General features: G+C 70.2%; 13 protein-coding genes and 1 pseudogene. 8 read left to right on the top strand and 6 right to left on the bottom strand.

Features of this window, described 5'->3' with window-relative positions; translation table 11 throughout:
• The 5 genes and pseudogenes from AAG801_RS34250 to pobA form a co-directional block, all read left to right on the top strand.
• Nucleotides 1-161 (top strand): annotated as a pseudogene (locus tag AAG801_RS34250) (3-oxoadipyl-CoA thiolase); the annotation flags it as partial.
• Entirely contained in the window at nt 158-1,093 is a 936-nt protein-coding gene (locus tag AAG801_RS34245) for a threonine/serine dehydratase (RefSeq protein ID WP_341892428.1), read from the top strand. The pseudogene AAG801_RS34250 and the gene AAG801_RS34245, both read left to right, overlap by 4 nt.
• Nucleotides 1,094-1,115: 22 nt before the next feature.
• Entirely contained in the window at nt 1,116-2,384 is a 1,269-nt protein-coding gene (locus AAG801_RS34240) for a toll/interleukin-1 receptor domain-containing protein (RefSeq protein WP_341892427.1), read from the top strand.
• A gap of 115 nt (nt 2,385-2,499) precedes the next feature.
• Nucleotides 2,500-3,300, top strand: coding sequence for an IclR family transcriptional regulator C-terminal domain-containing protein (locus tag AAG801_RS34235; RefSeq protein WP_341892426.1), 801 nt, complete (start codon nt 2,500-2,502; stop codon nt 3,298-3,300).
• 30 nt (nt 3,301-3,330) lie between these two features.
• Entirely contained in the window at nt 3,331-4,503 is a 1,173-nt protein-coding gene (pobA, locus tag AAG801_RS34230; RefSeq protein WP_341892425.1) for a 4-hydroxybenzoate 3-monooxygenase, read from the top strand.
• 7 nt (nt 4,504-4,510) lie between these two features.
• Here the strand turns inward: pobA and AAG801_RS34225 are convergent, their stop codons facing one another.
• The 5 genes from AAG801_RS34225 to AAG801_RS34205 all read right to left on the bottom strand — a co-directional run bounded on the left by AAG801_RS34225 (nt 4,511) and on the right by AAG801_RS34205 (nt 9,154).
• A complete protein-coding gene (locus tag AAG801_RS34225) occupies nt 4,511-5,218 on the bottom strand; it encodes an ABC transporter ATP-binding protein (RefSeq protein WP_341892424.1) in 708 nt (235 codons plus the stop codon).
• Nucleotides 5,211-5,966 (bottom strand): ABC transporter ATP-binding protein, encoded by a 756-nt coding sequence (locus AAG801_RS34220; protein WP_341892423.1) that lies wholly within the window; start codon nt 5,964-5,966, stop codon nt 5,211-5,213. Before AAG801_RS34220 ends, AAG801_RS34225 begins: the two co-directional genes overlap by 8 nt.
• A gap of 88 nt (nt 5,967-6,054) precedes the next feature.
• Nucleotides 6,055-7,011, bottom strand: a complete 957-nt coding sequence (locus tag AAG801_RS34215) for a branched-chain amino acid ABC transporter permease (protein ID WP_341892422.1) — start codon at nt 7,009-7,011, stop codon at nt 6,055-6,057.
• Complete coding sequence (locus AAG801_RS34210) at nt 7,008-7,868, bottom strand: branched-chain amino acid ABC transporter permease (RefSeq protein WP_341892421.1); 861 nt, start codon at nt 7,866-7,868, stop codon at nt 7,008-7,010. The genes AAG801_RS34215 and AAG801_RS34210 overlap by 4 nt, the downstream gene beginning before the upstream one ends.
• Before the next feature lie 110 nt (nt 7,869-7,978).
• Nucleotides 7,979-9,154 carry an ABC transporter substrate-binding protein gene (locus tag AAG801_RS34205; RefSeq protein ID WP_341892420.1) on the bottom strand — a complete coding sequence of 392 codons (1,176 nt, stop codon included), beginning with the start codon at nt 9,152-9,154 and terminating at the stop codon, nt 7,979-7,981.
• 237 nt (nt 9,155-9,391) lie between these two features.
• On the opposite strand from AAG801_RS34205, the gene AAG801_RS34200 reads away from it, so the two are divergent.
• From AAG801_RS34200 to AAG801_RS34190, 3 genes are all read left to right on the top strand, one after another.
• Nucleotides 9,392-10,513, top strand: a complete 1,122-nt coding sequence (locus AAG801_RS34200) for a 5-methyltetrahydropteroyltriglutamate--homocysteine S-methyltransferase (RefSeq protein ID WP_341892419.1) — start codon at nt 9,392-9,394, stop codon at nt 10,511-10,513.
• Between the two features lie 43 nt (nt 10,514-10,556).
• On the top strand, nt 10,557-11,201 hold the full coding sequence (locus AAG801_RS34195) for a TetR/AcrR family transcriptional regulator (RefSeq protein ID WP_341892418.1): 645 nt from the start codon (nt 10,557-10,559) through the stop codon (nt 11,199-11,201).
• Between the two features lie 206 nt (nt 11,202-11,407).
• Nucleotides 11,408-12,304: an alpha/beta fold hydrolase gene (locus tag AAG801_RS34190; protein ID WP_341892417.1), complete on the top strand. Its 897-nt coding sequence runs from the start codon at nt 11,408-11,410 to the stop codon at nt 12,302-12,304.
• On the opposite strand, the gene AAG801_RS34185 is transcribed toward AAG801_RS34190, so the two are convergent.
• Nucleotides 12,296-12,796: a MarR family transcriptional regulator gene (locus AAG801_RS34185; RefSeq protein WP_341892416.1), complete on the bottom strand. Its 501-nt coding sequence runs from the start codon at nt 12,794-12,796 to the stop codon at nt 12,296-12,298. The two genes, AAG801_RS34190 and AAG801_RS34185, sit on opposite strands and share 9 nt — an antisense overlap.
• Nucleotides 12,797-12,869: the final 73 nt, after the last annotated feature.

The raw sequence follows: 12,869 nt of genomic DNA, 5'->3' as shown, positions 1-12,869 counted from the left end.
ACGGCGGCGCGATTGCGCTCGGCCACCCGCTGGGCGCCAGCGGCGCGCGGCTGGTCACCACGGCGGTCAACCAGTTGCACCGCATCCAGGGCCGCTATGCGCTGTGCACGATGTGCATCGGCGTCGGCCAGGGCATCGCGCTGATCGTCGAGCGGGTGTGATCCCGGCCGCCGACATCGAGGCCGCGGCGGCGCGCATCGCGCCGCACGTGCGGCGCACGCCGCTGTGGGTGCTGCGCAGCGGCGAGCTTGGCCTGCCGGGCGCCGAGTTCGAGGTCTGGCTGAAGCTCGAGCAGTTGCAGGTCTCGGGCAGCTTCAAGGCGCGCGGCATGTTCAATCGGCTGCTCGCGAATGACATTCCGGCGGCCGGCGTGATCGCCGCCTCGGGTGGCAACGCCGGCATCGCCACCGCGACGGCGGCGCGGGCGCTCGGCGTGCCAGCCGAGATCTTCGTGCCCACCGTCATCTCGCCGGCCAAGCGCGAACGCCTGGAGAGGCTCGGTGCGACCGTCGTGATCGCCGGCGCCGCTTATGCCGACGCCTTCGCTGCCTGCCAGCAGCGCCAGCGCGAGAGCGGCGCGCTGATGACCCACGCTTACGATCAGCCGGAAGTGCTGGCCGGTGCCGGCACGCTGGCGCGCGAGATCGAGCAGCAGGCCGGTGTGCCCGATGCGCTGCTGGTCAGCGTCGGCGGCGGCGGGCTGGTCGGCGGCATCGCGTCGTGGTTCGCCGGCCGCACGCGCATCGTCGCGCTGGAGCCGGAACGTGCGCCGACGCTGCATGCGGCGCTGGGTGCCGGCACGCCGGTGGACGTCGAGGTCGGCGGCATCGCTGCCGACGCGCTCGGCGCCCGGCGCATCGGCGCGCTGGCCTGGGACGTGGTGCAGCGCCACCCCCTGCAGTCCGTCGTTCTTCGGGATGAGACCATCCTCGACGCCCAGAAGTGGCTGTGGCAGTCTCTGAAGCTCGCGGTGGAGCCGGCCGCGGCCCTGCCGCTCGCGGCGCTGCGCAGCGGCGCTGTCGAGGCCAAGGCAGGGCAGCGAATCTGCCTCGTGCTGTGCGGCGCGAACGTGGATCCGGCAACGCTCGTCTGACACTTCACGGCGAGGTCAGCCCATGACCGACATCTTCCTGTCCTACCGGCGCCAGGACAGCAGCAGCGCCACCGGCCGCCTGGCCGACCGGCTCGAGGAGCACTTCGGCCCCGGCCGAGTGTTCCGCGACCACCAGTCGCTCAACCCGGGCGAAGACTTCACCGAGGCCATCCGGCGCGCCGTGAGCACCTCGACGGTGATGCTGGCGATCATCGGCCCCGACTGGCTGACGGCGCAAGGCAGCGATGGCAAGCGCCGCCTCGACCAGCCGACCGACTTCGTGCGCCAGGAGATCGAGACCGCGCTGCAGGCCCATGTGCCGGTCATTCCCGTGCTGGTGGAAGGTGCGCAGATGCCGGCACGCGAGACGCTGCCGAAGTCGATCGGCGAACTGTGGCGCATCAACGCGATGGAGCTGTCGGAGTCGCGCTGGCACTTCGACACCGACACGCTGATGCGCACGCTGCAGACGCGCTACGTGATCGAGTCCGAGCGGCCGGCGATGGGCGACATGCCGGGCCAGACCCCGTTGTTCGGCTCCGGCGCCCGCTTCGCTCTCAGCCTGCTGGAGCTGGCCACGCACCCGACGCGCATGATCGCCAAGCAGCAGACCGGGCAGGCGATCGACCATGTGCGCGCGCTGGTGTTCCTGCTCGGCAGCCTGGCGGTGGGCAGCCTGCTGGTGCTGCTGGGCTTCCAGCTGCAGGCGGACTCGTCGTCGATCGGCGAACTGGCGCGGCGTTTCGTCGGCGGCACGCTCGGGCTGGTGCTCGCCGGCCTGGTGCTGACGACGCTGCTGTCGGTGGCGCTGATGCTGGCCTGGCGGCTGGCCGGCCGGCGCATCGAGCTGCAGCAGGTCACGCTGATCATGGCCTACCTGGTCAGCGGCGCCTGGCTGGGCACCGCCGGCGGCGCGCTGGTGTTCGGCTTCGGCGCCAGCTTCTACGACCCCGGCTGGTTCGGTAGCTTCGCCGAGGCGATCGGCTTCTCGCGCCTGGCACCGCAGACCGGCGGCGACGCCCTCGCCGGCACGCTGGGCCTGAAGGCGATCCCGGCGGTGGCCGGCCTGGGCACCGGCGCGCTGACCTGGCTGATGACGGTGCTGTGGTGCATCGTTGCCTGGGGCGCCTTCCGCCACGCCTTCGGCGTGACGCGCCCGCGCGCCGCCGTGGCCACGCTGGCCTGGCTGCTGCTGCTCGGCAGCGTGCTGGCCCTGGGCGGCGGCGTGGCCTGGCAGCTGTCGAAGGAATCCGCACGGGCGGCGATGCACGACCAGACCCTGTCGACCTGACTCGCCGACGGGAGGCATAACGCGACCGGGTGCGCGAATACCGCGCAGAAGTTCGCCAAACAGCACTCCAGCGCTTGATTCCGGGTAGATTGGCCGGCATTCCGCCGCTGCCGCCATGCTCGCCCCGCTCCGCCCAGACGACGACCTGCCTTCCCGGCCGGCACCCCAGGCGCGCGACCTGATCGCCGGCCTGGAGAAGGGGCTGGCGGTGATCTGCGCCTTCGACCAGGAGCGGCCGCTGCTGTCGGTCACCGAAGTCGCCGAGCGCTGCGGGCTGACGCGCGCCGCCGCACGCCGCTACCTGATCACGCTCGAGCACCTGGGCTACGTGCGCAGCGAACGCGGGCGCTGGTCGCTCTCGGCCAAGGTGCTGCGCTTGGCGCAGAGCTACATGCACTCGGGCCGGCTGCCGCGCGTGGTGCAGCCGGAGTTGCACCGGCTCGTCTCGGCGCTGAAGGAAGCGTCGTCCTCCGGCGTGCTCGACGGCGACGACGTCATCTGCATCGCCGCGCTGACCGCCGGCCAGCTCGTCTCCAGCACCTTGCAGCCAGGCACACGGGTGCCGGCCTGGTGCACAGCCAACGGCCGCGTGCTGCTGGCGGCACTGCCGCCGGCGCAGCTCGATGCCTGGCTCGCCGGCCGGACCTTCGAGGCGCGCACGCCGCACACGATCACGGACGCCGAGCGGCTGCGCGCCGAGATCGTTCGCGTTCGTGCTCAGGGCTATGCCGTCGTCGACCAGGAACTGGAGCTCGGCCTGCGCACGATCTCCGTCCCGCTGGAAAGCAGCGACGGCATGGTGCTCGCCGCCATCAACGTCAGCGCGCACGCCGCGCGGCGATCGGCAGAACAGCTCGTCGACGAATGCCTTCCCGCGCTGCGCCAGACCCAGGCGGCGCTGCGCCGGCAACTCTGACCCCACACCGACCCACAGGAGACAGACACCATGAAGACCCAGGTTGCCATCATTGGCGCCGGCCCCTCGGGCCTGCTGCTCGGCGCGCTGCTGGCCCAGGCCGGCGTCGACGCCGTGATCCTCGAGGCGAAGAGCCCGGACTACGTGCTCGGCCGCATTCGTGCCGGCGTGCTCGAACAGGTCTGCGTCGACCTGCTGGATCAGGTCGGCGTCGGTGCGCGCATGCACCGCGAGGGCCTGGTGCACGGTGGCTTCGAGCTGTGCTTCGGCGGCGCGCGGCACCGCATCGACATGAAGACGCTCACCGGCGGCAAGCAGGTGATGGTCTACGGCCAGACCGAGGTGACGCGCGACCTGATGGACGACCGTGCCGCCAAGGGGCTGACGACGATCTACGAGGCCGCCAACGTCAGCCTGCACGACTTCGACGGCGCGAAGCCGCGCGTGCGCTACCAGAAGGAGGGCGCGACCCACGAGATCGAGTGCGACTTCATCGCCGGCTGCGACGGCTACCACGGTGTCAGCCGCGCCAGCGTGCCGGCCGCGGCGATCCAGACCTTCGAGCGGGTCTATCCGTTCGGCTGGCTGGGCATCCTGTCGGACACGCCGCCGGTCGCCCACGAGCTGATCTATTCGAACCACGAGCGCGGCTTCGCGCTGTGCAGCATGCGTTCGCCGACACGCAGCCGCCACTACGTGCAGTGCTCGCTGGACGACAAGGTCGAGCAGTGGTCGGACGACGCCTTCTGGGACGAACTGCGCCGCCGCCTCGACCCCGAGGCCGCCGAATCGCTGGTGACCGGCCCGTCGATCGAGAAGAGCATCGCGCCGCTGCGCAGCTTCGTTGCCGAGCCGATGCGCTTCGGCCGCCTGTTCCTCGCCGGCGACGCCGCGCACATCGTGCCGCCGACCGGCGCCAAGGGGCTGAACCTGGCGGCCACCGACGTGAGCTACCTCGGCGGTGCGCTGGCCGAGTACTACAAGGACAAGAGCAGCGCCGGCATCGACAGCTACTCGCAGCGCTGCCTGCGCCGCATCTGGCGCGCCGAGCGCTTCTCGTGGTGGTTCACCAGCCTGATGCACAAGTTCCCGGAGACCGGCGCCTTCGGCCAGAAGATGCAGGCCGCCGAACTGGACTACCTGGTGAACTCGGTCGCCGCCTCGACGACGATGGCGGAGAACTACGTCGGCCTGCCGCTGTGAGTTGAGCTCAGTGGCTGGCCACGGCCAGCCACTTCTCCAGTGTCGCCGGATCGGCGAGCAGCGACTCGCTCTGGCCGCGGTGCACCACCGCACCGCGGTCGAGCACCACCGCGGTCTGCGTGATCGGCAGGATCATCTTCGGGTTCTGCTCGACGATGATGGCCGACATGCCTTCGTCGCGCACCACGCGGCCGATGGAGCGCAGCAACTCCTCGACGATGATGGGCGCCAAGCCTTCCAGCGGCTCGTCGAGCAGCAGCAGCTTCGGGTTCAGCACCAGCGCACGCGCCACCGCGAGCATCTGCTGCTCGCCGCCGGAGAGCTGGTTGCCAAGATTGGCCTTGCGTTCTTCGAGACGCGGGAACATCTCGTAGGCGCGCGCCACCGTCCACGGCCCCGGCCGCGCCACCGCGCTGAGGTTCTCCTCGACGGTCAGCGACTTGAAGATATTGCGCTCCTGCGGCACCCAGCCGATGCCGGCGGCCGCGCGCTTGAACGAGGCCATCGTGGTGATGTCCTGCCCGTCAAGCACGATGCGCCCGGCATGGTGGCGCGTCGCGCCGACCAGGGTGTTCAGCAGCGTCGTCTTGCCGGTGCCATTGCGGCCCAGCAGCGCGAGCGAGGCACCCTTCTCCAGCACCAGGTCGATGCCCTGCACGACCACGGCCTCGCCGTAGCCGGACTTCAGGCCCTCCACGCGAAGAAGTTCAGCCATGCGGCGTGCCCTCCCCGAGGTACACCGACTTGACGCGCGGGTCGTTGGCAATGCTCTTCACGTCGCCCTCGGCGAACAGCGCGCCGTTGACCAGCACCGAGACGGTCCGCGCGAAGTTGAAGACCAGGTCCATGTCGTGTTCGATCAGCAGCACCGTCACCTCGGCGGGCAACGCATTGACGATGTCGAAGATCTCCTGCCGTTCGCCTTCCGGCACGCCGGCCACCGGCTCGTCGAGCAGCAGCACGCGCGGGCGGCAGGCCAGCGCCGTGGCGATCTCGAGCTGGCGGCGTTTGCCGTAGGCGAGCAGCGCGACCTTCTGGTCCTGCACGTCGTCGAGGTGGAACTGCTTCAGCAGCTGATCGCAGCGCTGCGCGACACGTTCGTCGCGACCCAGCGCCTGCCAGATGCGGCCGGCGATGCCGAGCTGGTTCGACACCGTCAGCGCCAGCGACTCCAGCGGCGTCAGCTCGCTGAACAGCTGGTTGATCTGGAAGGTGCGCACGATGCCGCGGCGCACACGCTGATGCGACGGGAGCTTCGTGATGTCCTCGCCTTCGAGGATCACGCTGCCCGAGGTCGGCTCGAGCACGCCGGTCAGCAGGTTGATCAGCGTCGTCTTGCCGGCACCGTTCGGGCCGATCAGCGCCTGGCGCGCGCCCTTCTCGACCTTCAGCGAGACGTCGTTGGTGGCGGCGAAGGCGCCGAAGCGCTTGACCAGGTTGCGGGTTTCGAGGACGGTTGTCATAGCGTCGCGGGCCGAGCGCCGGGCCGCTCCCAAGCCGGCCCGCACCCCCTCGGGGGGCGGACTTCGGTACGCCGAAGGCCGGGGGTTGTCATTTCCTGAACCAGGTCCACGGCTTGAAGAACCGGTCGCGGCCGACCATGACGAGGACGACCAGGAACAGGCCGAGCCAGAAGGTCCAGTACTGCGGCGTCCAGGTCGACAGCAGGTGGTGCAGCAGCTTGAAGCCGATGGCACCGAACAGCCCGCCGTAGAGCCAGCCGGCACCGCCGATCACGACGATCAGCATGGTGTCGGCGCTGCGGTGGAAGTCCAGCCCGTCGAGCGAGGCGAAGCCGGAGGTCTGCGCCATCAGGCCGCCGGCCGCGCCGGCCATCGCCGCCGAGATGGTGTAGATCACACCCAGCCGCGCGTCGACGTTCAGGCCGATCGCCGCGGCGCGCAACCGGTTGTCGCGGATCGCCTGCAGTGACCAGCCGAACGGCGAGTTGACGATGCGCCGCGCGATCAGCAGCCCGATCACCAGCACCAGCAGCGAGTAGGCATAGGCAGTGCGGCCGTAGAGGTCGAACTCGAAACGACCGAGCAGCGAGCCCATCACCACGCCCTGCAGGCCGTCGGCGCCGCCGGTGAAGTCGAGCTTGTTGGCCAGCTCGTAGAGCAGCGCCGCGACACCCAGCGTGATCATCAGGCGCGCCAGGTCGGAGCCGCGCATCACCAGCACGCTGCTGACGGCGCCGAGCACGGTGGTCGCCGCGATGGCCACCGCCAGGCCGACCAGCGGGTCGGGATGCACATGCTTGGCGAACAGCGCCGCGGCGTACGCGCCAGTGCCGAAGAAGGCGGCATGGCCGAGCGAGACGATGCCGGCATAACCGAGGATCAGGTCGAGCGAGACGGCGAACAGCGCGAAGATGGCAATCTCGTTGGCCAGCAACGAATGCTGCTCGCCGGCGACGAACCAGCTCAGCGGCAGCGCCACCAGGATGGCGATCTCCCAGGGCTTCCAGCGGCGCACCGCTGCGAGCGAGACGGCAGATGTGCTCATCTGGTCGCCGCCCGTCCGAACAGGCCCTGCGGGCGCCAGAACAGGATCGCCACCATCAGCGCGTAGACCACGAAGGCGCCGAGCTGCGGCACGTAGTACTTGCCGAACACATCGGCGATGCCCAGCAGCAACGCCGCCAGCAGCGGGCCGGTGATCGTCGTCGTGCCGCCGACCGAGACGACGATGAGGAAATAGATCATGAACTTGAGCGGGAAGCTCGGGTCCAGGCCCAGCACCTCGGCGCCCAGCGCACCGCCGAGCCCCGCCAGGCCCGAACCGACCGCGAAGGTGACGCTGAACACCTGGTTGACGTTGATGCCCAGGCCGGCGGCGACCCGGGGATCGTCGACCGCGGCGCGCAGCCGGCTGCCGAAGCGCGTGCGCGCCAGGATCAGCTGCAGGACCGCCGTCAGCACCAGGCAGACGGCGATGATGAACAGGCGGTAGCGGCCGATGCCGACGCCGGCGATCTCGAAGCGGCCCTGAAGGAACTCCGGCAGCTTGATGATCTGCTGCTGCGAGCCGACCACATAGTCCACCGCCGCCACCGTCATGAAGACGACGCCGATCGAGAACAGCACGTGATCCAGGTGCGGCCGCTTGTACATCGGCCGGTACAGCGTGCGCTCGGCCACGGCGCCGAGGGCGGCCGGGATCAGGAAGGCCAGCGGCAGCGTCGCCAGGAAGGGAATGCCGGCGCGCTCCATCAGCAGCACGGTGACGTAGCCGCCCGCCATCGCGAAGGCACCGTGCGCCAGGTTGACGAAGTTCATCAACCCGAGCGTCACGGCCAGCCCGACCGCGAGCACGAACAGCAGCATGCCGTAGGCGATGCCGTCGAATAGCAGAGTCAACATCGCGGGTTCAAGAGTGGTGTTCGGATCGCTCTGCGCGCCGGAGCGCCGGGCCGCCCCAAGCCCGGCGCGCGCCCCCTCGGGGGGCTGGCGCCGCAGGCGTCAGGGGACCGTCACTTCTGCTTGCCCGGATCCTTCATCGCCTTGATCGCATCGAACTCCACGTTGTGAAGTTCGCCGCCGACACGCTCGACCTTGCGGAAGTACATGTCGTGCACGATGTCGCGTGTCTGCGCGTCGATCAGCACCTGGCCGCGCGGGCTCTCGAAGATCTGGCCCTTCATCGCCGCCAGCAGCGCCTCGCCGCCCTGACCCTTGGTGGCCTTCAGGCCTTCCATGATGACGCGGATGCCGTCGTAGCCGCCGACCGCCATGAAGTTCGGGCGCATGCCGTTGTTGGCCTTCTTGAAGGCCTCGACGAACTTCTGGTTGGCCGCCGACTTGTGGTTCGCCGCGTAGTGGTGCGCGGTGATCACGCCCAGCGCCACGTCGCCCATGCCGTTGAGCTGGTCGTCGTCGGTGATGTCGCCGGTGCCGATCAGGCGGATGCCGGCCTTGTCCAGGCCGCGCTCGGCGAACTGCTTCATGAAGGCGGCGCCCTGGCCCGAGGGCAGGAACACGTACAGCGCCTCGGGTGCCGCATCACGCACCTTCTGCAGCACCGGCGCGAAGTCCGGGCTGCGCAGCGGCGTGCGCAGCTTGTCGACCACCGTGCCGCCGTTGAGCACCATGCGCTCGGCGAAGTAGCGCTCGGCGTCGATGCCCGGCGCGTAGTCGGACACCAGCGTCACGACCTTCTTGATCTTGTTCTTGTTGGCCCATTCGGCCATCGCCACCGCCGCCTGCGGCAGCGTGAAGCTGGTGCGCACGATGAAGGGAGAGGCCTCGGTGATCGCCGAGGTGGCGGCGGCCATCACGACCATCGGCGTCTTGCTCTGCGTGGCGATCGGCGCAGTGGCCATCGCCGCCGGCGTGATGCCGAAGCCGGCCAGCGCGACGACCTTCTCCTGCACCACCAGTTCCTGCGCCAGGCGGCGCGTGGTGTCGGGCACGGTGGCGTCGTCCTTGACGATCACCTCGACCTTGCGGCCGGCGATCATGTTGCCGTTCTGCGCCAGGTAGAGCTTCACCGCCGCGTCGATCTGGCGCCCGGTGGTGGCCTGCTGGCCGGTCATCGGCAGGATCAGGCCGATCTTGATCGGGCCGGTGTCGGCGGCGGCGGCCGGCGCGGACAGACCAGCGGCCATCGCGGCGGCAGCCAGGGCATGCAGGAAGTGGCGCTTGTACATGGTGGGACGGTCTCCTGAAGGGGGCTGCGATCTTAGGCTGTCGCGGCCGTGGCTCGCGGGAATACCCGAGGCGACGCGCAGCATGCCATGGTGCGGAGCGATCGTGCCCGCCGGTCGGGGCTGCCACAACGAGGATCATCCACTAGCAGCTATCGCAATCCGCTATCGGTTAAGCCGCTTAACGGTTCGGTGGTGCCGCCCTATGATTCCGGCCCATTGCCATCCCCGGAGACGCCGATGACCGCCCGCACCACGCCCCCGTTCCGCGCCGACCATGTCGGCAGTTTCCTGCGCCCGCAGTACCTGCTCGAGGCCCGCGAGCAGTTCTTTGTCAAGAAGACGATCGATGCCGCGCAGCTGCGCGCGGTGGAGGACAGGGCGATCACCGAGATCGTCAAGTTCCAGCAGGACGTCGGCCTGCATTCGATCACCGACGGCGAGTTCCGCCGCACCTACTTCCACATCGACTTCCTCGAACAGCTCGGCGGCGTGAAGACCGACATCCCGGTCACCGTGAAGAAGCCCGACGGCACCGAGGAGCTGGCGCCGCCGGTGATCCGCGTGATCGACAAGGTGAGACACGTCAAGGACATCCAGAAGGCCGACTTCGAGTACCTGAAGAGCCAGGTCGCCGCCGGCCTGACGCCCAAGGTGACCATCCCCAGCCCGACCATGCTGCACTTCCGCGGCGGGCGTGCCGGCATCAGCCGCGAGGCCTATCCCGAGCTCGAGCCGGTGTTCTATGACGACGTCGCGAAGGCCTACGGCGAGGAGCTGCAGTCGCTGTACGACGCCGGCTGCCGCTACGTGCAGATGGACGACACCAACCTCGCCTACCTGTGCGACGAGAAGATGCGCGAGGCCGCCCGCTCGCGCGGCGACGACCCCAACGAACTGCCGCACCGCTACGCCACCTTCATCAACAAGGTGGTGGCGCGCAAGCCCGCCGGCATGACGCTGGCGATGCACCTGTGCCGCGGCAACTTCAAGAGCACCCACGCGGCCGCCGGCAACTACGAGCCGGTGGCCGAGGCGCTGCTGGCCGAGATGAACCTCGACGCCTTCTTCCTCGAATACGACGACGAGCGCTCGGGCGACTTCCGCCCGCTGCGCTACCTGCCCAAGGGCAAGATCGTCGTGCTCGGCCTGGTGACCACCAAGTTCGGCCAGCTCGAGGACAAGGACGCGCTGAAGCGCCGCATCGACGAGGCCGCGAAGTACGCGCCGCTTGACCAGCTCTGCCTGTCGCCGCAATGCGGCTTCTCCAGCACCGTGCACGGCAACAACATCGCGGTGGAAGACCAGCGCAAGAAGCTGGCGCTGGTGGTCGAGACTGCCCGCGAGGTGTGGGAAAGCTGAGCCTCGGCTTGCAATTGCGCACGACCGTGCTAAATTGCTGTCCATGGACGGCTCCATCACGGTCGAGGCGAAGACGCAGCGCAGCGGGCTGACGCTGGCGGCCATCCTCGACACCGCGCTCGAGATGGCCGCCGCCGACGGGCTGGAGAGCCTGACGATCGGCGAGGTGGCCAAGCGCCTGGGCCTGTCCAAGAGCGGCGTGTTCTCGCGCATCGGCTCGCGCGAGGCGCTGCAGAAGGCGGTCATCGAGGAGTACGACCGCCGCTTCCTGCAGGACGTGTTCGTGCCGGCGATGCGCGAGCCGCGCGGCCTGCCGCGGCTGAACGCGATCATGCGGCTGTGGCTGCAGCGCGCGCGCGACGTCGAGATCCGCACCGGCTGCATCTACTGCGCCGGCGCCTTCGAATTCGACGACCGCGACGGCCCGCTGCGCGACCTGCTGCTCGAAGGCACGCGGCGGTGGCGCGGCGCACTCAAGCGCACCGCGCTTCAGGCCATCGAGGCCGGCCACCTGGACCCAGACACCGACGCCGATCAACTCGTCTACGAACTCGACGGCCTGTTCGTCGCGCTGATGCGCGAGGCGCGCTTCCTGCGCGACCCGCGTGCTGCCGACCGCGCCTGGGCCGCCTACGAGCGGCTGATCGCTTCGCTGCTGCCGGCGCCCGCGCGCCGCGCGCGCCCCTGACCCCCCGGACGCCATGAAGCGCGCGCCCGAGCCCGCGGCCACCAGCCGCACCCACATTTCGCACGATCGTGCGAACAAGGAGATCGTTTCATGCTGACCATCGTCATCGCCGCTGCGGCACTGGCCGTGGCTTCGGGAGGCGCCACGCTGTGGCGCCTGTGGGCTGCGGTACCGGACCGCAACGACGACCTGGTGCTGTTCTGACCATGGCCGGCTCACCCTCCCCCGCCGCCAATCCGGCGGCTGCGTTCTACGCCGCCAGTTCGTCGGCGCGTGCGCTCGGCGCCGCACTGCGCTGGACCGACCGGCTCGCCCCGGCCTGGGCGACGCGCGGCGCGCTGCGCCTGTTCTTCACGCCGCTGCCGTGGAAGCTCGCCGCGCGCCGGCCCCTGCCCGCCCCTTGGCAGGTGACGCACTGGGCCTTCGAAGGGGTGCGCCTCGCCGCGCATCGGCGCCGGGACATCGCCCCGGGTCGTCCGCTGGTGCTGCTGGTGCATGGCTGGGCGGGCAGCGCCGGCCAGATGCGACGCCTGGCCGACACGCTCGCCGAGCAGGGCTTCGATCCGGTCCTGCTCGACCTGCCCGCGCATGGCGCGAGCGGCGGCTGGCGCGCCACGCTGCCGCAGTTTGCGCGGGCGATCTTCGCCGCCACGGCGCGGCTCGGGCCGCTGCATGGCATGGTCGCGCATTCACTGGGTGCCTTGGCGGCGCTGCATACCGCGGCACGCGGCCTGCCGGTGCGGCGCCTGGCGTTGATCGCCCCCTCGGCGCCGCCGGCGCAGTTCATCGCCTGGTTCGCCGGCAGCTTCGGCCTGCCAGCGCGCATCGGCGAGCGCATGCGTTCACAGATCGAACGCCGCGAGGGCGTGCCGCTGGACCAGTACGAGCCCGCCTGGCTGGGCCCGCGGATCGCAGCACCGACGCTGCTGCTGCACGACGAGGGCGACCGCGTCGCGCCGTTCGCCGCGAGCCAGCGCCTGGCCCAGGCGACGCCGGCACTGCGGCTCGCGCCGCTCACCGGCCTGGGCCACCGTCGCATCCTCGACGACGCCGGCGTGGCCGACGCGGTGGCGGCCCACCTGCTCGCCGCAGACTCAGCCTGAGATGGCTTCGGCGCGCGCGGCACGCCGCCGCGCCGGTTGATGCAGCCCGACCTTGAGCAGCAGTTCGACGAGCAGCGCCCGCTCCGCGCCGGAGAGCACGTGCAGCGAACCCTCCTCCATCGTCGCCGCGATCTTCTCGGCGCGGCGCACCAGCGCGCGGCCGGCCGCGGTCAGGTGGCTCAGCATGGCGCGGCGGTCCTGCGTGCTGCGCACGCGCTCCACCCAGCCACGCTCGACCAGCCGGTCGAGCGTGATCGCCATGTTCGGCGCCGAGACGTCAAGCGCCGCACCGAGCTGCTTCTGGTTGACATCGGGGTTGGCGTCGACGAGGACCATGATCGAGTAGTCCACCACCTTCAGGCCCAGCGGGCCGAGCGAGCGCGCGAAATCCTTCCGCAGTTCGATCGCCGCGCGGCTGGCCGCGTAGCCCACCAGCGCGGTCAGGCGCGAATGGTCAAGCCCGTCCGGCATGGCGCGCTGCGGGTTGGTCATGCCGTCTCGGGCAGGGCCAGCCGCGGGATCGGCTGCCATCCGGCGCGCGCCTGCGCGAGCGCATGGTCGAACT

It is taken from the genome of Variovorax sp. YR752, assembly GCF_943372545.1.
Note: the sequence above shows the minus strand (reverse complement) of the source record. Positions and strands in the feature narration are given on the sequence as shown.